Here is a 23,743-nt window from a genome sequence, read left to right as displayed (position 1 = left end):
CCTTCAGTTGAGGCAAATGGTGCGGGATCAGAAGCTCAGGACGAGCTCGGCGGTGATCTGGTTGTCGATCGAGCGGGAAATACTGGCGACGATCGGTCGGCTCGCGGGTGGTGCCGCGGTTGGATAAGGGACATCGAGGCTGCGGATCGCGTAATCGACCATGATCTTGTCGAGCGGGGCGAGGTGGTACTGAATACCGGCAGTGACCGTATGAAACACGCGGTTCTGCGCATGGTTGTTCGGCAGACGGTTATAATAATCGTAGCGCAGGTCGAGTTCGAGCTTGGGGGTCACGAAAACGCCGCCCCCGACGTAATAGCCATAGGCCCGGTTGCCGACACCCGGATAAACCTGCGCCTGGGTCAGCGTGGGTGATCTGATCGTGGCCAACTGAATTCCGAAGGCCGGCGAGGTATCGATCATGCCGGACCCCTGCATGTATTCCGCCTTGAACCAGCGGCCACCGGTATGGAACTCGTTCTGCATATACGTCACGCCGAGCCCTTGCCGGCTGAGCGCATAGAACCGGTCATCGAACTGAGGATGGGCATATTGCGCCCAGACGAAGCCGGTCAGGTCGCTGCGGTAAGGGCCGTGACCGCCGAAAATGTAGGATTCCTGCAGCCGCGCCGCGAAGATCGGTCCGTCCCCGGGCTGACCGATGGCGGTCAACGGCGCGAAACTGCCAAGCATCGTATCGTAGGTGAATTCCCACGGTCCGTTGCGAAACCAATCCTCGGCGGCAATTCCGGTATAGCGGAACGCATTCGTTCCCTGCACCCCCGATGCCGGCACAAGATAGCCCCCCGCGCTCGCAACATAACCTTTGGTCGGGCGCGGATTATAGAAAGTCTGGAACATCAGTTGCTGAATGACGGCAGGGAACGCGGTAAAATCATACGCCATGTAGCCCTGCATCGCGTTTTCCGGGCCGGGCGCACGAATGATGCCGGCGGTAACGCGCACGCCGGGCAGATAGCTCAGGGTGACGTGGCCGTCCTGCAGGCGGGGGGCATAGCCGGTCCCGGGGTTGCTGAAGGAGTTGTTGCCGAATTCGCCCGCGAAAAAATACGAGAAATAACGATTGATGTAGCCGCGTACTATCAGGCGGGCACGCAAGATGTTGAAATCACTGCTTGAATTGAGCCCCGGTCCGATCAGATTCTCGTTCGGAGTGGCACCATTGATGGTCGCGGTACCTGACGTGCTGGAGTAGATCGGCTCGATGAAACCGGAAATATGCACAGCCGGCGCGGATGCTGGCGAAACGTCCTGCAATTTCACCCAGTTCGCCGCAGATGAAATGGCTGGGCTGCCGATCAGCCCGAGCCCGAGCCCGAGCATCGACACTGTGAAGCCGTATTTGGCGAGACGCATAAGTAATTTCCCCCGATTTTTTTTTGATAATTTCAAATTATAGACTATAAGTCACATAATTTATTTTTCTTTTCCGATTTGATTGATCCCTCTTCGTTCTGTTCTGTTTTCAATAACAGAACTTCACGAATACGAGAACACATAAACTTATCTACAAATCAAATGGAAGTGATCGCCATATCCGATCGCTTACCGGATGATCCTGGCTGCAACGGGACCATGCTCCGCCTGATCCTTCCGCGATCAGCGACAGCCCCCCCGATCGCCCGAAGCATGATCACCACACCCTGCCGGATGAAACGCGCGCCGGTCCGGGTTCCGTTGATCGGCGGGCGAGGGCTCGCCATCTACGCGTCCAGCATCGGTGGAGTTTTCGAAATGGAGCCGTCTTATCTTGATCGTCTGCAGCTCGATGGCCTTGTCGCCGTGGTAACCGGGGCGGCGCGGGGAATCGGGCGGGCGGCAGCGGTAGCGCTGGCGGCGGCGGGCGCGGATATCGTCGGGATCGACATCGCCGGCCCAGTCAGCCCAACGCTGGAGGTGAAGGTCGCGACGAGCGAGGACCTTGCGGCAACCGGCGCCGCGGTTGAGGCGCTCGGACGGCGGTTTCTCGCAATGACAGCCGATCAGCGCGATCTGGCCGCACTGCGCCGCTGCGCGGACGATGCGGTGGCTCAGTTCGGCGGGATCGATATCCTGTTCGCCAACGCCGGCATCCAGGCGTTCAAGCCCCTGCTGGAAATGGACGACGCCGACTGGCACGACCAGATCGACGTCAACCTGACCGGCACCGCCAATGCGATACGCGCATTCGGCCCCGCAATCGTGGCCCATACCAGCGGACACAGTCGGGGGCGGATCATCGTCTCGTCATCGACCCAGGGGCGTCACGGCACGAAATTCGGCGCGGCGTATTCCGCCTCGAAATGGGGGATCATCGGGCTGATGAAATCGGCAGCGCTCGAACTCGGCACGCACGGCATCACGGTCAACGCCGTGATTCCCGGGCTGATCGACACGCCGTTGACCCGGCACGAAAGCCGCTACGCCCAGGCATTGCAGGAAGGCGGCAAGACGCCGGAAGGCGAGGAGCACCACGACGAAGCCGGTGCGCGCAAGGCGCTGACCGCGAAAACCCCGCTTGGGGTTCCGTGGATCGAACCCCAGGATGTCGCCCCGCTCATCGCCTTCCTCGCCTCCGATGCGGCGCGAATGATCAGCGGGGCAACCTTCGATGTCACAGGCGGGGATAGCGCGCACTATCAATAGCGCCGGCAGCAGCGCCGGACGGTCGCCGGTCAGGGCGAACGGTGGCCGAGGCCGATCCGTTTCGCAACGAATTCGAAGCCTTCCTCCAGCTTCCCGAGCAGACCACCTGAGGTCTGCCGCTCACCGAGGAAGGTGTCGAACCGGTCGGTCGCGAGTTTGGCCTGACTCATGCCATCGATCAGGGCTTCATGCGCCCGCTGCATCAGCAGGGATTTGTGGGTTTCGTGGCGGATCTGGCTCTCCAGGTGATGGCTGAACCCGAACAGCGAGGCCTTGAAACCTTCGAGCGCCGCGAGTGAACGAACCGGCTGAATATCCTGCGCGACGCCCGCTTCGGGGAGATCCGCGCGCGGCGTGGCCCGCCAGGTCAGCGCCGCAAGCGGGTCGTTCGATTGCGTGGCGCGCCGGCCGAGCGGTTCAACCCCGGGCCAGAGCGAACTTGCCATTTTCAACAGGCTGGTGTGGTCGAACACGGTCGATATCACCCCCGGATCGAGCATCGGAGAGACGAACACCGCCGGAACCCGAAATCCGAGAAGATCGAACCCGAAATGCTCGGTGTGATCGTCCGGCGGCACTGTGGCCGGGGGAATGACATGGTCGAAGAACCCGCCATGTTCATCGTACAGGACGATCAGAAGGGTTTTCGCGAACAGCGCCGGGTTTTTCAGCAAAGTGTTGTAGACATCCGCGATCAGCGCATCGCCGCGCATGATGTCGTGGGGTGGATGCTGATCGTTCTGCTCGGGACCGAAATAGCTCGGTTCGATGAAGGTATACGCCGGCAGGTCACCGCGTGCGATATCCGCGTGCCATCGGCCGAACCTCCGGTAATGGTCAAGATGCGACCACTGATGACTGAGCACGAGCGTCTGCGGCACATCGCCGAAATAGATCCGCCAGGGAACCCCGGCCTCGGTCAGTTCATCGTAGAGGGTCCGCTGGTCGTACATGTGCAGCTTGGAGCTGAACAGGCCGCCCGGTTCATTGACGTGGCCGTTGGACGTGCCGCTGTGGGCGAACAGCCGGTTGATCCAGGTCGGGCCGGGCAATGATGAAAACCAGTGGTCGCACACCACGAAATTCTCGGCCAGCGTATGCAGCCCGGGGAGAAAACCGCGCGGGAAATATCCCATGATTTCCTGACGTTCCTCATCCGTACTGTTCGGATGGGTCCGCACGAAATCCGCGACGAATCCGCTATTCGTGCCGTCGGCGTATTGAGCGAGGGAGTTCGCGAGGTAGTGTTTCGGATCGCGGTCGATATTGCGCGATCGGGTTTCCCGCTGCGTCAAAACGGGCTTGCCCGGGGTCGCCGCAGGATTGTGATGGGGTCGGGCGGGATCGATCCCGTCGAGTCCTCGATGAACCGCTGACATCGCCCCGAGCATGCGGTCGAAACCATTGTTTTCCATCATCAGGACAACGACATGCTCGATCGGTACGTTGTTCGCTTCGGCCATGGTCGATCGTCTCCGCACGCTATACCGGCGTCGCCCATTCGCGCCGTCGCTTTAGATGTAGGAAAAAATTTCACGTTTCCGAGACATAAAACGGCAGGCCATGGTTCCGGCGCGGCCTGCGGGGCCGGAGGATACGCTCGCGCCGGGTTGCCGGTCGATTTGCGCGCCCGGCCACCCCACATGCCATCACATCGTCGTCCTCACCCGTCGCGAGCGAAAACGCGAGATACCTTGAAAGAAGTTCCCGATGGCGGCTGCGGCAACCGATGATCCGGGCGAACCCGGCAGACCTCCCCAAAAACTCTCGGTGCGCGACTGGCGGGCGATCCTACTGAACGTCTGGCATGACAGTAACGACAAAAACATCGCGCTCGTGGCGGGAGGTGTGACGTTCTATATCCTGATCGCGGTGGTCCCGGCACTGGCCGCGCTGCTCTCGGTGTATGGGTTGCTGGCCCAGCCGCACCGGATCGAGCAACAGGTGCACATACTGGCCGGGTGGCTGCTGCCGTCCGCGCAGACCCTGATCACTCATCAACTGCACCAGATCGTCTCCGCCGATCCGCGCAGTCTCAGTTTCGGCATCGTGGCCGGGATCGTGGTCGCGATCTACACGATGGGCAGAGGCATGGGCGGCATGATCGATGCCCTGAACATCGCCTACGGGCGGAAGGAGCGGCGCAGCCTGATCCGGTTCTACGCAACCGCGATCGCACTGGTGGCGGGCGGCATGATCTCGCTTGCGCTGGTCGTGGCACTCGTGGTCGTGGTGGTCGGACTGGGCGTGAAGCCGGCGGCAACCTCCCTGCTGCTGCTCGCCGGATGGCCCGCGCTGACCGTGTACATGATCGCCCTGCTCGCCCTGTTGTACCGGTACGGCCCGGACCGCGCGGACAGCGACTGGGAATGGGCCTCGCCGGGGGCGATCCTGGCCGCACTGTTATGGTCGGTCACCACCGTCGCCACCTACGAATACGTGGTTCATTTCGGCGATTACAACCGGATCTACGGGTCGCTGGGCGCGGTCATGATTTTTCTGTCCTGGATGTGGTTTTCAATCTATCTCGTCGTCCTTGGGGCCGAGGTGAACGGCGCGGCGCAGCAGCAGGCGGGTCGCCCGAGGCGCTGATACCATCGGCCTGCGGAAACCCGGTCGCCGCCTGACGGTTCGTGCTCCCCATCATTAATACTTATCAACCCGCGTGCGGCCAGGGTGCGGTGCGAGCGACGACGCGCCACATAGGGATGAGACATGACATGGGGGAGAGATTGAAATGCGTCAGGCGGAAGCATTGAGCGTGAGCGCGGGTGCCGTGGTGGCGGCGCTGGTGGCCGGCGGGCGGTTTGGCCCCGGCCCGGGCCATCCGCGCACCACGGCGTGGTATGCGCGGTTGCGCAAGCCGGATTTCACCCCACCCGGCCTGGTTTACGGTATTGCATGGTCCGCCCTTGGCGGGCTGTTGATCTATTCCGGCAGCAGGTTGCTGATGGCGAAGCCCAAACCCGGGAAACGCACGGCGGTCGCGCTGTGGACCGCCAATGTGGTCGGCATTGCGCTATGGCCCGCTGTATTCTTCGGTCGCAAGGATCTTCCCGGCAGTGTCGCCACCGCAGTCGGAATGAGCGCGGTTGCGGCTGCGGCAGCAGCGGCAGCGGCAAAAGTCGATCGTAAGGCCGGCGTTGCGAGCGTGCCGCTGATCGGATGGCTCGCCTTTGCCAGCATCCTCGATGCCGAAATCTGGCGCCGCAACCGCGGCGGGGGCCGCCGCTAACCCGCCCCCGCCTTCAATACCGCTTGTAGGGCAGGAACTTGCCGCTCATGGTGATTTTGACCCGATCGCCCTTCTGGTCAGGCTGGCGTTCCATGGTCATGTCGAAATCGATCGCACTCATGATCCCGTCGCCGAACTCCTCCTGGATCATTTCCTTCCAGGTCGTGCCATAAACCGAGACAAGCTCGTAAAAACGGTAGATCAGCGGATCGGTCGGCACGGCCGTCGGCAGCGAACCGCGATAGGGCGGCTCGGCGAGCAGGGCGGTCTCCTCATCATCGAGGCCGAACAGGGCAGCGGCCTTTTCGGCGGTTTCCAACGTCATCGACATCTGACCCATACAGGCGGCGCAAACCCAGACCGGCGCATGGCCAAGCCGGGCGGCGATATCGGTCCAGGTCAGGCCTTTGGACTTCTTGATCTTGAGGATCTTCTGGCCGAGAGCGGCTTTTTCGTCGTTCATGTTGGTCCTGTAGAGTTAAGCAAGCGCTTCTTTTTTGAAAAAAAGAAGCAAAAAACTTTTTTGAATCTGGGTCCGAGGCACTTTGACCGAGCGCCTCAGAACCCGCAAATGAAAGTTTTTTGGTTCTTTTTTACAAAAAAGAACCCTTCTTCCCCTTCACTCCGCCGCCTCCGCCAGAACGGCTGAAGCGAACGGCAGCCCTTCCTCGATCGGCAGTGCCGGATCGCGGCTCCACTCGTTCCACGACCCGAAATAGATCGCGGTGTTGGTAATACCGGCTTCCGCGAGGGCAACATAGCTGTTCGAGGCGCGCGCCCCTTTGAAGCAGTAGATATACACTTTCGAGGCCGGGGTGATACCGGCGGTAGCGCATTCGGCCAGGATCTCGTTTTTCGATTTCAGCATCGGGCCGGCGGCGGTGGGCTTCATCATCCGGTACCACTCGATCCAGCGGGCACCGGGCAGGCGGCCCTTGCGCGGGCAGAAATCGGGCCCGTAGGGCGAGGAGCTTTCGCCCACCCATTCATCCACATCCCGAACATCGAGTAGCACGACTGAAGGATCATCGAGTGCCGCGAGAACATCCTCCTTGGTCAGAATCAGGCCCTTGCCTGCGTCGGTCACGGGGAAGGTTGCGGGCGTCGGGGATGCAGCCTCGGTGCTCACAGCCATGCCCGCCGCAATCCAGGCCGCGAGGCCGCCGTGCAGGATTTTGGCGTTCTTGTAGCCGAGATATTGCAGCAGGAAGTAGCCCCGGCAGGACTGGCCGAAACCCGAATTCATCGAACCCTCATAGAGCACGGCGGTTTCGCGCCCGGATAGGCCAAGGTCGCCGAACGCCGCCGCGAATTTGCTGCGCAATTCGGCCATGCCCTCCGGCGTCGATGTCGCGAGGTAGGTAAAGATATCATGCAGGTTCACCGCGCCCGGAATATGTCCTTCGGCGAAGGCGGCAGGGTTGCGGGTATCGATAACGACGATGCCGCCGGCTTTCATCGCGGTGTCGAGTTCGGCGGGAGAAATGAGCACGGTCATGGTCTGGCCTCCTTGGGGTTGGGTGCAGCAGGTCAGCGTTGGGGCAGGCGTAGTTCCAGCCCGTCCAGCGCCGCGGTGATCGCGATCTGGCAGCCGAGGCGGGATGTGGCGGTGAGGTTGAACAAAGTGTCGAGCGTCGCGTCCTCGTCCTCGCCGATCGGCGGCAGGCGGTCGGCCCACGCGGGCGCGACGATGACATGGCAGGTGGCGCAGGCCATCGAGCCATTGCATTCGCCAATGATCGGCAGCCCGGCGGCGCGGCCGACCTGCATCACGGTCTCGCCGGCTTGTGCCGAAAGCCGGTGTTCGGTGCCGTCGAGGTCGCTGATGACGATCATGGGCATGGTGTTCAGCAGTCCGAAAGAGCCGCGATTTCACGGCGCAGCTGGCGGATCGAGGGGGTGATGATCGCGACGAACCAGGCCTCGCGCAGCCGGCGACCGACCGGCGAGCCGTGAATATAGCCGCAGGCACCCCAGTGCAGCATGGCCGACTGGGTCGCTTCGAGACTGAGTTCCGAAACATCGACCCGGGCCTGGAGAACGGTGCGGAGATAACCACGCCCGCGTTCCAGCGGCGTCGCGGCAAGGGCGGCGAGGCGTTCGCGGAGCGCCCCCGCCTTGTCTTCCGCCTCGCGCGCCCCGAGGCGCAGATGGGTATTGCAATGCCCCTGGGTCCGATCGGCCTCATGCATCAGCCCGATCGCGGCATCGACCACCCCGAGCCCCATGCCGGTCTGCAGCATCACGAAGCCGGGCCGGATGCGCGCAACCATCTCGCCAAGCGGATCGGCCAGCAGTTGTTCATCGGCGATAAAGGCACGGCGGAACAGCACGGCATAGGTGCCGGTGCCTTCGAGTGCCACGAAATGCGCATTCTGCTTGATCGACACACCGTCCTGCCCGATCCGCACCATCGCCATCGCGCGGTGGCTGGCATCATCGACGTCTTCGAACATGGTGCCGAACCAATGGCCCTCGCCGAGGTTCGACACCCAGGGCAGAATGCCCGAAACCACATAACCCCCCGCGACCCGCTTGCCCCGCAGGCGGAAGTCTTCGGTGCCGGAGAGCGCCTTCATCGCGTTGGACAGGCCGGTGCCGGCCATGACCTCACCGCTCGCGATGCCCGGCTGCAACCGCGCGCGCAGCTCCGCGTTTTCAGTCTGTTCCAGATACCACCCCGCCGAATCCTGGCACCAGACGCAGAAGCCGCTGGACATGCAGGTGGCCGAAACCACGGCCATCGCCTCGATCGCATCGAGCAGCGAAGGGCGGCCGAGCTTGCTGTGTGCGGCAAGGTGCAGCCCGTAGGCACCGGCCTCGCCCAGACCGCGCAACTGCATCTCCGGGTAAACACCGTCCTGGTCGATGGCGGCGGCGAGCGAAACCAACGAAGCCGTTTCCGCCGCCACGGCATCGCGCGCCTCGCCGCTGGTGAGGGTGGAACGCCGGTTGATCAGTCCGATGCCGCCATCCATATCAGACGGCCTTCACATCGAGCGCCACGGGCTTGATGAACGTATTGGCGACCGGCGACCATTTGGTCGCGTGGGCGATCAGCGCATCGATCCGGTCCTGCGGCGCATCGGCGCGCAGATTGACCTTGACCCGCACCGCATCGAAGCCGACCGGCTTGGGCGATACGTCCCCGGTGCCCCAGACGGCGGTGATGTTGATATCCGCTTCAAGCTCAAGTTCGAGCGACTGAATCGTGATGTTCTGCGCGACCGCATTGGCATGAATGCCGACGGCAAGGCAGGAGCCGAGTGCCGCGAGCGAGGCTTCGGACGGGTTGGGCGCGGTATCATCGCCGAGCAGTCCGGGCGGTTCATCGACGATATAAGGCGGCAGGTTGCGGATCATGTTAAGATGGCGGAACCGGCCTTCGGCAATGGTCTTGCACTTGAGCGTGCGGATCGCGGTGGGATCCGCCTTGCCTTTGGCGATCAGGGCTTCGAGACCGGTGCGGTCGATCGGCTGCAGGCAGGAAATCATGGCGGTCGGTGCGCTGGCGGGCTGGCTCACGGTGGATCCTTTCGGGCTGGTCCGGTTGGCGAGAGCAAGACAGAACGGTCTGTCTTGTCGTAACCAGAACAATGCAATTCGTATGCCAAATCCATCGCAAGGTCGTGCAGCACGCTCTGCACCCCCAGCGCGGCCCCGTTTGAGACAGGAAATCGCTGTTGATTTTTCTTCGCGCTTTCCTGGCACGATTTGTGTAGAACAAGAGACCCGAAGGCCCATCCCGGAGTCGCCGCCGCGTTCGTTTGTATAATTATTAATCATTTGCCTAAGGAATTGATGAGTTCATGAGCAAGATGAAGGCGGCACTGCTACTGAAGTCAGCAGAACCGATAGCTGCCTCGCCGCAATCCCGCATCCTCGATGTCGCCCGCGAATTATTCTGCCGCGATGGTATCCACGCCACCGGGATCGATCGCATCCTGGCCGCCGCCGGAGCCTCGAAAATGACGCTCTATGCCCGTTATGGCTCGAAAGATGCCCTTCTCCGCGCCGTGCTGACCGAGGAAGGCACCGATTGGCGTCAGCGCTTCTTCGCCCGGCTCGACGCCGCCGGCGCCGACCCGCTGGCACAACTGCGCGCCATCGTCCCCGCGCTCGGCGACTGGTTCAGCGGCGGCAAGTTCTACGGATGCGCCTTCATGAACGCGGTCTCCGAGCATCGCAAGGACGAGGTCTGGCTCCGCGAAATGGCCGCGGCCCATCACCGCGAAATCCTCGCACGGCTCGCAACGATCGCAACAATGGCAGGATCTGCCGAACCTGCGGTCCTCGCACGCCAGTTGCTGCTGCTGATCGACGGCACCATCGCAGCCCTGATGGTCAGCGGCGATCCCACCGTACTCGACATCGCCCGCCGCAACCTCGACGCCATCCTGAACTCGACAGAGCATCAATCGCGATCGGCGTGAGGTGTCTCCAACCTTCCGAACAACACCCGCGACCGCCCAACCCATGCGTAACGAAAGGGCGCAGCGATCAGCAAATTGAGGGCAGGGCGCCATAAGGGCTGGTATCCCGTACCGGATTCGAACCGGTGTTGCCGCCGTGAGAGGGTGGCAACCAGCGTCCTATGCCGTCCCATTTCGTGCATGAACACCTAGAAAACCCTGATTATACCGTCCAATAGCGTCCTATGCCGTCCGGTGCCGTGTATGCCGTATAGACATCGCATACGGCATAGGGTAAGGATACCCCTGTAAAATCTCTACGTGTGTGGAGTTGCACAGGGCATAGGGGGCGTAGGGGGTATGAGGCAGCTATTATGACCTTGTGCAATTTCCCGTACGCACGGATGGCACAGGGCATAGGGGGCGTAGGGGGTATCGTGATGAGAATGCAGCGAACTGGATTGCGCGATGCCTCGTAAAGCGCGCGATGAACGTCTGGACACCCGCGCTGCTCGCCTGCGACTGCCAGTGCGCCGCGAGCCGTATTTCAGGACGATCCAAGAGGGCAGGGCGATCGGCTATCGCCGCCTGGCCGGCGGCAAGGCCGGCACATGGATCGCCCGCCATTTCGACCGCGACCGCGAGCCGACCCGGTTCTACAAGAGCCTGGGCAGCGCGGATGACATGCTTGATGCCGATGGCGTGGAAACCCTGACCTTCGCGCAAGCACAGCAGGCCGCCGCCGCATGGTTCGCCGAGCTTGGCCGATCCCATGCCCGCGCGCCTGTGCTGGTGACGGTGGAGGCGGTTATGGCGGATTACGAAGCCGACTACGCCGCGCGGGGCGGCAAGGATGCCAAGGGGCTTAAAACAGCCATCGCCGCACACATCCTGCCGAAGCTGGGGGCGGAGCCGGTGACGAAACTAAGCCCCGCCAAAATTCGGTCATGGTTCCGCGGATTGGCGACCAGCCCAGCCCGCGTTCGGTCGAGAGAAGGGAAGGTTGCCACCCGCGCCCTCGATGCCGCCGATGCCGACGCCACCCGCGCCCGGCGTGCTACGGCAAACCGCTTGCTCACCGTACTTAAGGCCGCGCTGAATCTTGCCTACCGGGAGGGGAAGATCGCGAGCGACGACGCATGGCGGCGCGTGAAGCCCTTCAAGGGCGCCGATGCCCCGCGCATCCGCCACCTTACCGATGCCGAGGCCGTGCGCCTGGCCAATGCCGCCGATCCCGGTTTCCGCCCGATGGTCACCGCCGCGCTACTGACCGGCGCACGTTACGGCGAACTCGTCCGGTTCCGGGTAGCAGACTTCAACCCTGAGAAGGGCACCCTTCATGTCCGCGTGTCGAAATCCGGCAAGCCACGCTCAATTATGCTGACCACCGAGGGCACCGAGTTTTTCAGGCAGCATTGCGCCGGCAAAAAGGGCACCGCCCTGATCCTGACCAAGCCCGATGGCGACCAGTGGGGAAAGAGCGACCAAATCCGCCCGATGCGCGCTGCCTGCGAGGCCGCACAGATCGCCCCAGCTATCGGTTTCCATATCCTGCGCCACACCCATGCAAGCCGGCTGATCATGGCCGGCGTGCCGCTTGGCGTAGTGGCTGCACAACTCGGCAATTCTGAGGCGATATGCGCGAAACACTACGCGCATCTCTCGCCGGATTATGTCGCTGAATCAATCCGCGCCGCGTTCGCCCCGCTCGGGCTCGTGGCCGAAACCAATGTTCGGCCCATGACGGGCTGATCGTCCGCGCTGGCCGGATGCCAGCATGTGCGGGGTGGCGACGGGTGTATCAGACCCGCCGCCGCTGATCCCGCAAAAGGAGGCTAACCGTGAGACAGGATCAAGACGAGACTACCACAAAATCAGCGCGGGACAATTCGCCCCGCGTGGCTGACATCGCCGCCCGCGCCGATCACATGGCGCGCGAACTGGCAGCACTGGCAGCAACGCCATCGCAAGCCGCCATCGTGGCGCAAATCGCCCGCGCCGCGCTCTCCCGCGCCTTTGACGTGCGGGTGGCATCATGAGCGACAGAAAAAAGGGCGTCGTACCGGATGCAATCAAGATCATCCGCCAGAACTCACCCTCGATGCCGAGTGACCTAGAAACCCTGCTCGATAAAATCGAGGGCAGCACCGAAAACGGCAAAGAATTGCGCGACATCATCGAAAAACTGGCAGACGCCGACCCCGACCGCGCCGTCCGACTGCTGCGCGCGTGCTACGAGGCCGGCAGACTATGCGACGGTTTCAAACACATGGTTGCGGCAGAAAAAGCGATGCCCCAAAGATTACAGGACCTACGTGACGCGCTTAAGCTGATTGACCATTTCATCGTCGAAACCGACGCCCCACCTTCTCACCCTCTCGCCGCGCGGGTGGCGTTGGAACCTGGTGAAGCCGATTACCTAAGGACCGCCATTAGTCGCATCGCCGGAATGGTCGAAGCGCGCGGGCGCATCGCAGCCCAGACCCCAACGCGCCTGGGCGCTACGCGAACCGCCAAGACTGACAACGCCGAATACACCGCCGCGATCGGATGGCTTGCCGAAGCGGTCGAGCGCATCACCGGACGCCCCCATCTCGCAAAAACCGCGCACCTAGCGGAACTGCTATTCCCCGATGAGGTGGACATTGGCCGCGTGCGTCACGCACGCCGAACACGCAACCGAGATTGGCGCGGCATATAGTGTCGCGTTCGGGGTCGAAACTATGCCCGAACGCGACACGACTACACGAACGCTCATCGTTATTGTCCCGTCATGTTCAACCCGAACTTTACGGAACAAAACACAATGAAAACGAACACTGAAACCCCGCGCTATGCTCCCATCCCGCTCTGGAACCGTATCTCTGGCACCACCCGCACCTGGACCTACGAAGCCATCAATGACGGCAAGCTGCGCTCCATCAAGGTGGGCCGCCGCCGGTTGATTGACGTGCCGAGCGGCCTGGAACTGCTCGAATCTCTCGATGAAAAAAACGCCGCCTAAACGAAAACCGCGCCCTTGCGAGGCGCGGCGGAACTCGTATCGATGTGCAGACGGCACTGCATTGATAGAGCTTCCGGCGCGAACTTGCAAGGCAAATCCGAAAGGATTGCCCCATGACCGACCATAAAACTCAAGCCGACGCGATGCACGATCGCATCATCGGCAACCTCGAAAACCAAGACCGGCGCACCACCGCCACCATCTCGCTGCCCGTCGCAGACCTTCGCCGCGCCATCCGCTCCCTCGCCTCGCGCGGCGACCAGATACTTGCCCGGCGTGACCGAGACCCCATCCTGCGCGCCGCCGCCGAAGCCGAAGCCGGGCATTGCCGGCGTGTCGCCGCCGCGCTCGATGCGGCGATGAAAAAGGGGGCGGCGCAATGAACACCCTTGATCACGCCCTCGACCTCGCGGCGCGCGGCATCGCCGTTTTCCCGATGACTGGAGCGAAAACCCCCTTGAAGGACAGTCATGGGGTCCATGACGCATCGGCCAACCCGGCGCGCCTGACCGAACTCTTTGCAGATCGGCGCGCCGAACTGGTCGCCATCGCTACCGGCACCCCGTCCGGCCTGTCTGTTCTGGATATCGACCGGCAACATGATGGCCTAATCTGGTGGCAGGCAAACCGGCACCGGATGCCGGCGACATTAGCATGGCGCACCCGGAGCGGCGGCCTGCATATCGCCATGAAGCATCGGCCCGAACTCCGCACCGTCGCTATCGGGCAGATCGGCACCGGCATCGAAATCCGATCGACCGGATCGAGCGCAATCTACTGGCCCAGCGCGGGGTTTCCAGTGCTCTGCAACGCTTCGCCTGCTGACTGGCCCGATTGGTTGCTGCCGCCGCCGAAACCCGCCCCAGCCGCTTCCTATGCCCCGCCCCGCGTTGCTGACGATGTGGCGATCGGTCGGCTCATTCGTTTTGTTACCGAGGCAGGGCAGGGGGAACGAAACCGCCGCCTGTACTGGGCCGGATGCCGGATGCGTGAGTTGGCCGGCACAGGCACGTTGTCCCGCCGCGATGCTGTTTCGATCCTGACCGAGACCGGCGCGCGCATTGGCCTCGACCGGCAAGAGGCGAATCGCACCGCTCGATCAGCGATTGAGGGGGCGCGCTCATGAACGATATGAACCGCGGCATTGACGATGCCGCCGCCGCCGAAATGGTAAGCCGCGCCCTCGATCGGCCGGACCTGGTGGAGCATACCGGCGATCTCCCTGCCACCCAGCGGGCCGCCATGAGGCTGATTGAGGCCCGCGCCATCCCGCTTCGCGTATTCGCCCGCGACGGCCTGCCGACCCGTCTGATGACGCCCCCAGATGAGCCGGCGCGGTTTCACCGCATGACGCATCACGGCATCACGGACCTTGTTCATACGGTTTCGAGGCCGATCCGCATGAAGGTGAACAAACAAACCGGCGAGACCGAGACCGTGCCCGTCACGTTTCCAGAGCGCGCGGCGAAGGCGATGATGGATTCCGCCGAATGGCGATTGCCAGCGATCGACGGTGTAGCGGTAACCCCATTGCTGGAGGATGACGGCACGATCAGGGCGGTAGAAGGCTATGATCACGCGACCCGCCTATGGTGCAGCCGTGTCCCGGATATCCGTGTACCGACCCGCCCCAGCCGCGCCGATGCCGCACAGGGGTTGCGCCTGATCCGCGACGTATTCGCGACGTTTCCATTTGCGGACGCGGCGCGGATGACTGCCAGCGACCTCGATCTTGTCGATACCGATCTGCCGCCTTGTGACGCAGAATCGGCCTTCCTGAACGGGCTGATGACCGCAATCGCAAAGCCCTCGCTCGACCTCACCCCCGGCCTGATGGTCACCGCGCCTGATGTGTCGGGGGCAGGATCGGGTAAGGGGCTTCTAGTGCAAGCCATCTGCGCTATTGCGTACGGCGCACCGCCCGCCGCCTTCACCGCCGGCACCGCTTCGGGGGAACTTGATAAGCGCATCACTTCGGCATTGATCGAGGCCGGCAACGCGATCTTCCTCGATAACGTGAACGCTACCGCCCTGCGATCCGATACGCTCGCGAGCGTGATCACCGAGCGGCCGGCCTGGGGTCGGGTATATGGCGAGACCCGCATGGTCCTACTGAACAGCACCGCCTTTGTCGCGGTCACCGGCAACGGATTGAGTGTTTCGGAGGATCTAGCTCGCCGCTTTCTGGCCTGCGAACTCGACCCGAAATGCGATGATCCCGAGGCGCGCGACTTCCCCGATGGCCGCGATGGGTTCCTGGCGACCATCAGGGCCCGGCGCGGCGAATTGCTTACCGCCGCCCTGACCATCTGGCGATGGGGCAGGCAGAACGATGCCGATTTGACCAAAGGCAAAGCCTTCGGATCATTCGAGACATGGGCACGGTGGGTCCGAGACCCGTTGCTGACATTGGGTTGCGCCGATCCGGTTGAAGCCATCGCCCGCGCCAAGGCACGCGATCCGCGCCGCCTCAAGCTGGTGGAGATGTTCGACCAGTGGTGGGAGGATCATCACAATTATCCGGTCCCAGCCGCGCGCCTCTCCGATGCCGTCAAGGGCATCATCGACCCGCAAAACAGAGGCCGCAATTACATCGTCGCCACCGTCAACGCCTACGTCGGCACGCGGGCCGGCGGTTTCGTACTGACCCGGCAGGATGCCGAGGGCCGGTGGGGCCACGCTACCTACAGTCTCAAACAGGTGCAATCATGACAAAACCGCTCCCCGACGCATTGCACGACGCCGCCGATGCCGTGGCCTCGATGCTGACCCGGATGGACCAAAAACTTGATATGCTGCTCGCCGCCGCAGCCGCCGATGCCTCTGCCGATCGCGCATGGCCGGCACCGCCGAAAGCGAAGGCGAACGGGCACGCCGCAGGGGGGGAGCAATGACGTTGCAACCCCACGAGGGCGGCAACGATGCCGAACCCCTCGACCAGAAACAGCGCAATCCCAGCGGGTTGCGCGCCTCTCTCCCAAGCCCATCGAAGCCATACGGCATAGGTGCGGCATGGGCGGTGCGGAATCGGGTGAAAATGCTGCCGGCAGGCACCCGCGTACGGCTCGATATCGCCGCCATCGGGGGATGGCGCGGCACCGGTCGGCTCGCGTTCGACGTGATCGGGCAGGACGGCCTTTGCGTGATCAACCCGGATGACGCGCCTGACCGTCGCGTGCTGGCCGGACGCGGCGAATGTTCCATCATCGCCCCGGACGGTGCCCGATGACCCAACACGAAACCCTTGTGGACCTCGCCCGGCGCGTGCAGCGCCTCGCCCCAGATCACCGAGACCCGGAACGCTGGCACTGCGAAAAATCCGAAATCGCCGCCGAACTTCGCCGCCTTGCCCGTAATCCCGATCCGCCACGAAAAATAATTCCGAACAGTCACGGACGGACGTGGACAGTATAGGACGGTTTGACGCGCCATGACGCCAAGTGACGCGCTAATATACTATTGCGTAATGGCTAGTATTATCGTAGGTTCGTGGTGCGGCGGGCATCGGCCCCCGCCGTATTATTGGCCGGAGCGTTCCGTTTCACTCCGGGGCGCTCCGGTTACAAGAAAGGATTACGATGAAACCGCTCGCGAACATGGTTGCTGATTTCGAGGCCACCGATAACAACGAAGAAATCCCCGCCTGGGCCGATGCGCTGATGAAGTCGCACAAGTCGGTCATGGACCGGCTCGATGCGATGGAGCGCGATGGCGGCGAAGACCCGACGTTAAACACAAACGGGCAGCGCCGCGATTACGCGGCACCGACCGAAGACCCGACGCTCAATACCAACGGGCAGCGCCGGGCGGACAGCTACCAATCCGCCGCAAATCGTGCCGCAATGGCGAAGATCGCCGCGCTGGAACACCAGATGCGCCGCGTCACCGCCGAAGCGCCGGCCGATGACCGCAACCAGATTGCCGAAGCACGCAGCCGTGCGGATAGCGTTTTTCAGGCCGCGCTTGGTCGCACAGTGCCCGATCCCGTTCCGGGCGAACGCCCCATCGCATATCGCCGCCGTTTGGCCGATGCTTTGAAAAAGTTTAGCCCGACCCTCGCCACCGCCCGCCTCGATAGCGTTGCTGGTGCCGCGCTCGATGTCGTCGAAACCCGCATTTATGCCGATGCGCTTGCTGCCGTGAAAGGCAACACCGTCATTCCGGCTGGCCAAATCCGGGCGATCAAGAAACTCGAACTTGGGCATGAGGTGACGGAATACGTTGGCGATCCGCAAGCCGCATGGGCACCGTTCAGCGCGGGTGCGGGCGGCAAAGTTTTCTTCAATCACTCACTGACCCGTCACTGAGGCACCACCATGTCAGATTCAACCCAAAAGACCCGACCCGTCTCGATCAGCCTGCCCCCGGCAACGCTCGATCGCCTCGACGCGGCAGCCGCCGATGCGGATATTCCGCGCTCGACCCTGGTGCGCCACATCCTCGACCGATCACTTGCCCGGCCCTCCACGAATTACGCCCATGCGCCTTGGTTCGAGACGAAACACGACAACTCACTGCCCGCTCGCTGCACCGCATCGCTTACGCCTGGCGTAGCGGGATGGACGGGACCGGCGATGACCTGGGAGGCCAACCAGAGCGAGAACAGCGAGAATTTCCGCCGCCGCATCGCCGATGAACTCCGCGCCGCTGGCCTCTTTTTGGCCGGTGCCGTGGTGCAGGTCACGGAGCATCCGGCATGGGCGGCATGGGGCGGTCGCGTCCCTGCCGAGTTTCGCTGATGGCGTGGCTGGGCCGATTGCTGGCCGATAGCTTCCCATCCGATCGGCGCGGACGGTTCCGCCAATTCGATGCAGCCGAAACCGGCGCAGATCACCGCGCCCTTGAAAATATCAAAGGAAAATCGATGCCCCATACCGAAACCACGGATGCCGCGATTGCCCGGCACATGATCGATGCCGATGCAGCCGCAAGCCAAACCGGGGCGAACTTTCGCGAATCGATGCGCAAGATCACCGATCTGCAATCGGCAGAGATCGAGCGGTTACGTGCGATCGTTGCCGACGTGACCGCAGAACGGCCCCGCAAGCTGATCAGCATCACTGGCGTTCAGGTGCAGGTCGAAGGCGAGACCCGCCCCCGCGCCCGGATCGTCGGGTTAGCGAACGATGGTAGTCTCTGGACCGGCAACGCCTGGGGGCGCGATTGGGAGCGGTGCGCCGATCTGCCGCAGGCAACCGATGAATTGAACGACTAAAGCCCGGCAACCATTACGACCACAGTCAACTCATAGGAGTAAACCATGCCGCAATATCCCCTCGATATCCCGCTGGGCACGAAGCCCGGCACACCAATTACCGCCAGCACCGGAACACAGGTAAAAACCGGTGGTGGTGTCTTTCTCGGCTTTTCCGTGTTGGCAGGTGGCAGCGGTTGGGTTGCGACCGTCTACGACGGCACCAGCACATCCGGCAAGATGATCGCTGTGGCCTCGCTTAACGACGCTGGCCCGGTCGAGTATACGCCGATCCGGTTCGTCAATGGTCTGTTCATCGAAACGGCCGGGACCGCTCCTGGCTCGGTTGTTCCGGCGTACTTCTGATGCCGCACAATCTATCTGCCACAGCGGGTTACTGATGCCGTCGCACCGCAGGAAGGGCATCGGGGCAGCGCCGGGACAGGGGGCGGGCGATGGCTCCCCCAGCCCCGAGAAACCAACCCGATCCGCGGTTCGGCAGGCGGTGCGCACCGACCTGAAAGCCGGGCGGCGCAGGCTATACGCCCTGATCCAGACCATCGACGCCATCATGGTCATGGCCGATGAGGCCACGCTGATCGAGCGAGGGCAACGGGTGATCGAGGCCGTGCGGCGGTTGCCCGATGCCACCTGATAATTCAGAACCCAAGCAGGATGGGCGGTTCAAGCCCGGTCAATCGGGGAACCCTGCCGGCAAGCCCCGTGGGGCCCGCCACAAGGCTGTGCAGGCCCTCGACATCCTGGGCCGCAATGCCAGCGAGGAAATCGTCCTGGCAGTCATACAGCAAGCCAAGAGCGGCGATATGCGGGCGGCCGAACTGGTGCTGCGAAGGGTCTGGCCTGAGCGCAAGGGCAGTCCGGTAGAACTCGACTTGCCGACGATCCGAACCGCCGAGGACGCTATGCTGGCAATGAGCGTGGTGACCGACGCAGCGGCGGCCGGCACGATCAGCCCGGATGAGGGCGAAGGCTTCGCCAAGCTGATCGAAGCCCATCGCAGGGCGATCGAGACCGCAGACCTGGCCGAGCGCATCGCGGCGCTCGAAGCCGACAGGAGGAACCAACCATGAAGCTGAGTGACCGCGTAGCGGCGCTGGAAACCGCCGCAACCGACATGCAGGAAATCCATGTCAGGGGTGGCCTCGACGATCCTGCCAACGAGTGCGCCGCCGCAAGCCCAACTCCGTCTCTGGAATGGTTCGCCGCGCCGGATGAAATCGATGCAAAGGGCCGCACTACCGCCGCGTTTAAGGAACGGGTGCGGGCAGAGGCGAAGGCGGCAGGGGCGAAGACGGTGTTATGGTTCAGCCCTGGTGTTTCCCATGCGGCTTAAGCAGCGCCTCGACGCCCTGGAATCCCGCGCCGGCACCAAGGCGGATGAAATTACGATCGTTCGCCGCCTGATCGTTCACCGCGATGAAAATGGCGTGCTCGTGGTTACGGGCTGGCGTGAGCGCGACTTACGGACGGGCGAGGTACGGAGCGGCGAAGGTCCCTATGACACCTGACGCCCTCGACCCTGCCAAGCTGGCAGAACTAAAAGCCGATGCAGAAAATCCCCTCATCGCCCCCAGCCGGCGCGTGGCTGCTCGCCTGGTGCTGCGTAAGATACGCGGGCGACTTCCGAGCGCGCCCTGTTCACGCAGCGCCGCAAGGAGGCTTACGAGGCGCTGCATCCGGAGACGAGGCATGGAAACCCTGGCGTAAGTCGCCAAGTTGGCGACACACGCGAGCGAACGGAATCCGACCGCTTCACCGCCGACACCGCAACCCGCACCGGCCAGTCCGAGCGCGCCGTACAGCGAGACGCCCATCGAGGCTCAAAGATCAGTGCGGATGTCCTGTCAGAGATCAAGGGGACCGAACTCGATAAGGGAACAGTTCTCGACGCCATCGCCCTACCATCGCCGCACCATCACCCTGCCATCGCTGGCCTAGCGCCGCTGCATCGGGGCCGCATCAGCCAGACCTCGACCTCGCGTTGCCAGACCTCGACCAGCAAAAGCACAACCCCCGTTTATCTCGCATTTCCGTGAACTGCATGGCTCAGGGATGGCCCCGTAATCATTCGTTCATGTTTGCCAGCGTTTATCGTTTACATGTCGGAACAGTCTCACATATTAGAAACCTAGGTTTTCTGCGGGTTTCAACGGTTAATGTGTTTCGGTTTCGGTATGATACCGCCTATGCCCCCTATGCCCTATGCTATCTCGCGCGTAAGGAAAAAACAGTTAATCTAATCTCACGAAACCGTGAACACGGATGGGCTCGATGCCGTATCCCGCACCGTCCATGCCGTAATCATGCCGTATGCCGTCCGGGTGATGTGTGGATAAATGCGATAAAGCATTGATAATGCTTGGTATCCCGTACCGGATTCGAACCGGTGTTGCCGCCGTGAGAGGGCAGCGTCCTAGGCCTCTAGACGAACGGGACGTTGCGATACGAGGTAGCCGAGGCGGCTGGACCGGTCAAGCGGGGGCGGCATCCTGCACGATCAGGCTGGTAGTCACGCGCCCGTTCCAGCGTTCGGCGCGAATATGGCCGACGAGGTGGAGCGGCGGGCCACCCTTGGTCAGCATGGCGTCGCTCAAAGCCTCGTCCTTGGCTCGAAACAGGATGGTTTTGAGCCGTCCACCCGCTTCGCCGTCGACATAGGCGCGGATCGTCGTACCGGTTCGCCCGATCCGGTCGGCCATGACGATCCGGGCATGCGGGATCGCGAAAAGCGGTTCGGGATTGCCCGCGCCGAACGGGCCGAGCCGGGCAATTTCGCAGGCAAGGGCCTCGGTAACGTTTCCAACCGCGACAATGCCATCAACCGCGAGCACCGGGGCGGCGGGCAGCAGGGTCGCCGCCGCGAGCCGAAGGCACAGGAAGTCGTGCAATTCGCCGAGCCGAGCCGCATCCAGCGTGAAACCGGCCGCCATGGCGTGACCGCCGCCCTTGATCAGCAGCCCCGCTTCACGTGCCGCGATGATCGCGCTGCCGAGATCGATGCCGGTGATCGACCGTCCCGAACCGGTCGCCCGGCCCTGGCTGATCCCGGCGACCAAAGCAGGGCGGTTGAACGCCTCCTTGATCCGCCCCGCAACGATGCCGACCACGCCAGGGTGCCAATCCGCCCCGCTCACCACAGCGACGGCGGCACCGGATGCGAACTGGGCCTCGGCAATGCGCATCGCCTCATCGAGCAGTCCGGCCTCGACTTCCTGACGCTGGCGGTTGATGTCGTCGAGTTGCCGGGCGCGTTCGGTCGCGATGCCCGGTTCCTCAGCAAGCAGCGCCTGCAGCCCGAGATCGGACTGATCGATCCGCCCGGCGGCGTTGATGCGGGGGCCGAGCGCGAAACCGCAGGTCATCGCCCCAGGTGGTTCAACCACGCCGGCCACCTCCAGCAGAGCGGCAATCCCGGGCCGCGCCCGCCGCGCCATGATCTTTAAGCCCTGGGTCACCAGCGCCCGGTTGAGACCCGCGAGCGGCATCACGTCGCAGACCGTGGCGAGGGCGACGAGGTCGAGCAGCGCCATCAGGTCGAGTTCCGCGCGGGTCGCAAAAAAGCCGCGCCGGCGCAACACCCGCTGGGTGCCGACCAACGTGAGAAACGCGATGGTCGCGGCACACACATCGTTCAACCCGGAGCGGTCATCGAGCCGGTTGGGATTGACGGTCGCGATAATGCGGGGAGGGGGCCCATCGAGCTTGTGGTGATCCAGCACGATCGCGTCGGCGATACCTTCGAGTGCCGCGAGCGCATCGTGCGCGGTCGCCCCGCAATCGACGCAGACGACGAGATGCGCCCCCCGATCAGCCAGCGCCCGCAACGCGACGGCATTCGGCCCATACCCTTCGCGGATCCGATCGGGCACGTAATTGATCGTGCGAACCCCGAGCGCTCCGAGGCCGAGCGCCATGATCGCGCCGCTGCAGGCCCCATCGACGTCGTAATCGCCGAAAATCGCCACGGTCTCGCCCCGTTGAACCGCATCGGCCAACCGCTCGGCGGCGATATCCATATCGGTCAGCACCGAAGGATCGGGCAGCCACGCGCGCAGCGTCGGATCAAGAAAATCCGCCGCCCGCTCGACGGTCACGCCCCGCGACGCGATCAACCGCCCTATGAGATCCGCCACCCCCAACCGCTGCGCGATCGCTTGGCCGATCCGTTCCTCCGCCGGCGTCCAGACCCAGCGCCGCCCGGTCAGGCTCCGCTCGACGCCGTAAGCCGCCTCGCCGGTGGTTACGACCCGATCCACTGCTTGGTTTCGAAATTATGATGCGCCTCGATATAGCGCACCGTGCCCGATTTCGAGCGCATCACCGTCGAATGGGTCACCGCCCCGCTGCCCGAGCGCCGCACACCGCGCAGCATCGGCCCCGATGTCACGCCGGTTGCCGCGAACATCACATTGCCCCGCGCCATTTCGGACACGGTATAAATCCGGTTCGGATCGGTAATGCCCATGCCGCGCGCCCGCTCGATCTGCGCGTCGTCTTCATAAAGCAGCCGCCCCTGCATCTGCCCGCCGATGCAGCGCAGCGCCGCCGCCGATAACACGCCCTCCGGCGCCCCGCCCGACCCGATGAACAGATCGATCCCGGCCTCAGGCTGCGACACCGCGATCAACCCGGAGACATCGCCATCCCCGATCAGGCTGATCCGCGCCCCGGCCTCCCGGCAATAAGCGATCTTCTCCTCATGCCGGTCGCGATCGAGGGTGCAGACCATCAGGTCGGACACATCGCATTTCTTCGCCCGTGCGAGATTGCGCAGATTTTCATGAACCGAGGCGTCGAGCGAAACCACGCCCTCCGGCAGCCCCGGCCCGACCGCGATCTTGTCCATATAAATGTCAGGGGCATGCAGAAAATTGCCCCGCTCCGCGAGCGCGATCACCGCAATCGCATTCGGCGCGCCCTTGGCGGTGACATAGGTGCCTTCGAGCGGATCGACCGCGATATCCATGTCCGGCCCGCCGGCACCGACCTTCTCGCCGATATACAGCATCGGCGCCTCGTCCATCTCGCCCTCGCCGATCACCACGAGCCCGTTGATCGCCACCGCGTTGAACGCCTTGCGCATGGCGCCGACCGCCGCGCCATCGGCGCTGTTCTTGTCGCCCCGCCCGATCCAGATCGAAGCGGCAAGCGCCGCCGCCTCGGTGACGCGCACCAGTTCGAGAGCAAGGTTGCGGTCGGACAGGCTCGGACTTTTGTCGACGGTCATGCGT

The 23,743-nt window shown here is 63.2% G+C and carries 30 protein-coding genes and 1 tRNA gene; 21 read left to right on the top strand and 10 right to left on the bottom strand.

What is annotated here, in order from left to right; translation table 11 throughout:
• Positions 1-27 precede the first annotated feature (27 nt).
• Positions 28-1,377 (bottom strand): hypothetical protein, encoded by a 1,350-nt coding sequence (locus tag SIL87_RS13795; RefSeq protein WP_319614736.1) that lies wholly within the window; start codon positions 1,375-1,377, stop codon positions 28-30.
• A gap of 273 nt (positions 1,378-1,650) precedes the next feature.
• Between SIL87_RS13795 and SIL87_RS13790 the strand changes: the two genes are divergently transcribed.
• Positions 1,651-2,646: an SDR family NAD(P)-dependent oxidoreductase gene (locus SIL87_RS13790; RefSeq protein ID WP_319614735.1), complete on the top strand. Its 996-nt coding sequence runs from the start codon at positions 1,651-1,653 to the stop codon at positions 2,644-2,646.
• Positions 2,647-2,675: 29 nt separating this feature from the next.
• Here SIL87_RS13790 and SIL87_RS13785 read toward each other — a convergent pair whose 3' ends face one another.
• The gene (locus SIL87_RS13785) at positions 2,676-4,109 is read right to left on the bottom strand and encodes a phospholipase C (protein WP_319614734.1); all 1,434 of its coding nucleotides are present in this window, start codon (positions 4,107-4,109) and stop codon (positions 2,676-2,678) included.
• Positions 4,110-4,356: 247 nt separating this feature from the next.
• Here SIL87_RS13785 and SIL87_RS13780 point away from each other — a divergent pair, with 247 nt between their 5' ends.
• Positions 4,357-5,238: a YihY/virulence factor BrkB family protein gene (locus SIL87_RS13780; protein ID WP_319614733.1), complete on the top strand. Its 882-nt coding sequence runs from the start codon at positions 4,357-4,359 to the stop codon at positions 5,236-5,238.
• Positions 5,239-5,383: 145 nt separating this feature from the next.
• Positions 5,384-5,881, top strand: a complete 498-nt coding sequence (locus SIL87_RS13775) for a TspO/MBR family protein (protein WP_319614732.1) — start codon at positions 5,384-5,386, stop codon at positions 5,879-5,881.
• Between the two features lie 13 nt (positions 5,882-5,894).
• Here the strand turns inward: SIL87_RS13775 and cynS are convergent, their stop codons facing one another.
• The 5 genes from cynS to SIL87_RS13750 form a co-directional block, all read right to left on the bottom strand.
• Positions 5,895-6,344, bottom strand: a complete 450-nt coding sequence (cynS, locus tag SIL87_RS13770) for a cyanase (protein ID WP_319614731.1) — start codon at positions 6,342-6,344, stop codon at positions 5,895-5,897.
• Between the two features lie 156 nt (positions 6,345-6,500).
• Positions 6,501-7,379: a sulfurtransferase gene (locus SIL87_RS13765; protein WP_319614730.1), complete on the bottom strand. Its 879-nt coding sequence runs from the start codon at positions 7,377-7,379 to the stop codon at positions 6,501-6,503.
• Between the two features lie 32 nt (positions 7,380-7,411).
• Positions 7,412-7,723 carry a 2Fe-2S iron-sulfur cluster-binding protein gene (locus tag SIL87_RS13760; RefSeq protein ID WP_319614729.1) on the bottom strand — a complete coding sequence of 104 codons (312 nt, stop codon included), beginning with the start codon at positions 7,721-7,723 and terminating at the stop codon, positions 7,412-7,414.
• A 5-nt stretch (positions 7,724-7,728) separates the two neighbouring features.
• Positions 7,729-8,859, bottom strand: coding sequence for an acyl-CoA dehydrogenase family protein (locus tag SIL87_RS13755; RefSeq protein ID WP_319614728.1), 1,131 nt, complete (start codon positions 8,857-8,859; stop codon positions 7,729-7,731).
• A 1-nt stretch (position 8,860) separates the two neighbouring features.
• A complete protein-coding gene (locus tag SIL87_RS13750) occupies positions 8,861-9,406 on the bottom strand; it encodes an OsmC family protein (protein ID WP_319614727.1) in 546 nt (181 codons plus the stop codon).
• Between the two features lie 284 nt (positions 9,407-9,690).
• Here SIL87_RS13750 and SIL87_RS13745 point away from each other — a divergent pair, with 284 nt between their 5' ends.
• From SIL87_RS13745 to SIL87_RS13660, 18 genes are all read left to right on the top strand, one after another.
• Entirely contained in the window at positions 9,691-10,314 is a 624-nt protein-coding gene (locus SIL87_RS13745) for a TetR/AcrR family transcriptional regulator (protein ID WP_319614726.1), read from the top strand.
• 507 nt (positions 10,315-10,821) lie between these two features.
• Positions 10,822-12,045 carry a tyrosine-type recombinase/integrase gene (locus tag SIL87_RS13740; protein WP_319614725.1) on the top strand — a complete coding sequence of 408 codons (1,224 nt, stop codon included), beginning with the start codon at positions 10,822-10,824 and terminating at the stop codon, positions 12,043-12,045.
• A 146-nt stretch (positions 12,046-12,191) separates the two neighbouring features.
• Positions 12,192-12,332, top strand: a complete 141-nt coding sequence (locus SIL87_RS13735) for a hypothetical protein (protein WP_319614724.1) — start codon at positions 12,192-12,194, stop codon at positions 12,330-12,332.
• Positions 12,329-12,994 (top strand): protein kinase family protein, encoded by a 666-nt coding sequence (locus SIL87_RS13730; protein ID WP_319614723.1) that lies wholly within the window; start codon positions 12,329-12,331, stop codon positions 12,992-12,994. Before SIL87_RS13735 ends, SIL87_RS13730 begins: the two co-directional genes overlap by 4 nt.
• A 105-nt stretch (positions 12,995-13,099) precedes the next feature.
• Positions 13,100-13,297, top strand: a complete 198-nt coding sequence (locus SIL87_RS13725; protein ID WP_319614722.1) for a hypothetical protein — start codon at positions 13,100-13,102, stop codon at positions 13,295-13,297.
• A gap of 113 nt (positions 13,298-13,410) precedes the next feature.
• Positions 13,411-13,680 (top strand): hypothetical protein, encoded by a 270-nt coding sequence (locus tag SIL87_RS13720; protein ID WP_319614721.1) that lies wholly within the window; start codon positions 13,411-13,413, stop codon positions 13,678-13,680.
• Positions 13,677-14,423: a bifunctional DNA primase/polymerase gene (locus SIL87_RS13715; protein WP_319614720.1), complete on the top strand. Its 747-nt coding sequence runs from the start codon at positions 13,677-13,679 to the stop codon at positions 14,421-14,423. The genes SIL87_RS13720 and SIL87_RS13715 overlap by 4 nt, the downstream gene beginning before the upstream one ends.
• Positions 14,420-16,009, top strand: a complete 1,590-nt coding sequence (locus tag SIL87_RS13710; protein WP_319614719.1) for a hypothetical protein — start codon at positions 14,420-14,422, stop codon at positions 16,007-16,009. The genes SIL87_RS13715 and SIL87_RS13710 overlap by 4 nt, the downstream gene beginning before the upstream one ends.
• Positions 16,006-16,191, top strand: a complete 186-nt coding sequence (locus tag SIL87_RS13705) for a hypothetical protein (protein ID WP_319614718.1) — start codon at positions 16,006-16,008, stop codon at positions 16,189-16,191. The genes SIL87_RS13710 and SIL87_RS13705 overlap by 4 nt, the downstream gene beginning before the upstream one ends.
• The gene (locus SIL87_RS13700; RefSeq protein ID WP_319614717.1) at positions 16,188-16,526 is read left to right on the top strand and encodes a hypothetical protein; all 339 of its coding nucleotides are present in this window, start codon (positions 16,188-16,190) and stop codon (positions 16,524-16,526) included. Before SIL87_RS13705 ends, SIL87_RS13700 begins: the two co-directional genes overlap by 4 nt.
• Positions 16,527-16,875: 349 nt before the next feature.
• Positions 16,876-17,604 (top strand): hypothetical protein, encoded by a 729-nt coding sequence (locus tag SIL87_RS13695; RefSeq protein ID WP_319614716.1) that lies wholly within the window; start codon positions 16,876-16,878, stop codon positions 17,602-17,604.
• Positions 17,605-17,613: 9 nt separating this feature from the next.
• Positions 17,614-18,036: a ribbon-helix-helix protein, CopG family gene (locus tag SIL87_RS13690; RefSeq protein WP_319614715.1), complete on the top strand. Its 423-nt coding sequence runs from the start codon at positions 17,614-17,616 to the stop codon at positions 18,034-18,036.
• On the top strand, positions 18,036-18,512 hold the full coding sequence (locus SIL87_RS13685) for a hypothetical protein (protein WP_319614714.1): 477 nt from the start codon (positions 18,036-18,038) through the stop codon (positions 18,510-18,512). Before SIL87_RS13690 ends, SIL87_RS13685 begins: the two co-directional genes overlap by 1 nt.
• Positions 18,513-18,557: 45 nt before the next feature.
• On the top strand, positions 18,558-18,857 hold the full coding sequence (locus tag SIL87_RS13680; RefSeq protein WP_319614713.1) for a hypothetical protein: 300 nt from the start codon (positions 18,558-18,560) through the stop codon (positions 18,855-18,857).
• Between the two features lie 34 nt (positions 18,858-18,891).
• Positions 18,892-19,146 (top strand): hypothetical protein, encoded by a 255-nt coding sequence (locus tag SIL87_RS13675; protein ID WP_319614712.1) that lies wholly within the window; start codon positions 18,892-18,894, stop codon positions 19,144-19,146.
• On the top strand, positions 19,136-19,582 hold the full coding sequence (locus tag SIL87_RS13670; protein ID WP_319614711.1) for a DUF5681 domain-containing protein: 447 nt from the start codon (positions 19,136-19,138) through the stop codon (positions 19,580-19,582). The genes SIL87_RS13675 and SIL87_RS13670 overlap by 11 nt, the downstream gene beginning before the upstream one ends.
• Positions 19,579-19,845, top strand: a complete 267-nt coding sequence (locus SIL87_RS13665; RefSeq protein ID WP_319614710.1) for a hypothetical protein — start codon at positions 19,579-19,581, stop codon at positions 19,843-19,845. Before SIL87_RS13670 ends, SIL87_RS13665 begins: the two co-directional genes overlap by 4 nt.
• On the top strand, positions 19,835-20,020 hold the full coding sequence (locus SIL87_RS13660) for a hypothetical protein (RefSeq protein WP_319613441.1): 186 nt from the start codon (positions 19,835-19,837) through the stop codon (positions 20,018-20,020). The genes SIL87_RS13665 and SIL87_RS13660 overlap by 11 nt, the downstream gene beginning before the upstream one ends.
• A gap of 852 nt (positions 20,021-20,872) precedes the next feature.
• Here SIL87_RS13660 and SIL87_RS13655 read toward each other — a convergent pair.
• The 3 genes from SIL87_RS13655 to glpX form a co-directional block, all read right to left on the bottom strand.
• A tRNA-Glu gene (locus tag SIL87_RS13655) sits at positions 20,873-20,948 on the bottom strand.
• 35 nt (positions 20,949-20,983) lie between these two features.
• Positions 20,984-22,768, bottom strand: coding sequence for a single-stranded-DNA-specific exonuclease RecJ (recJ, locus tag SIL87_RS13650; protein WP_319614709.1), 1,785 nt, complete (start codon positions 22,766-22,768; stop codon positions 20,984-20,986).
• Entirely contained in the window at positions 22,753-23,739 is a 987-nt protein-coding gene (glpX, locus tag SIL87_RS13645; RefSeq protein WP_319614708.1) for a class II fructose-bisphosphatase, read from the bottom strand. Before glpX ends, recJ begins: the two co-directional genes overlap by 16 nt.
• Between the last annotated feature and the right edge of the window lie 4 nt (positions 23,740-23,743).

Origin of the sequence: Acidiphilium acidophilum (genome assembly GCF_033842475.1) — a bacterium.
In the GTDB taxonomy this organism is placed as follows: Bacteria; Pseudomonadota; Alphaproteobacteria; order Acetobacterales; family Acetobacteraceae; genus Acidiphilium; species Acidiphilium acidophilum.
The sequence above is the reverse complement of the archived record's forward strand: the minus strand, read 5'-3'. Positions and strand labels throughout refer to the sequence as shown.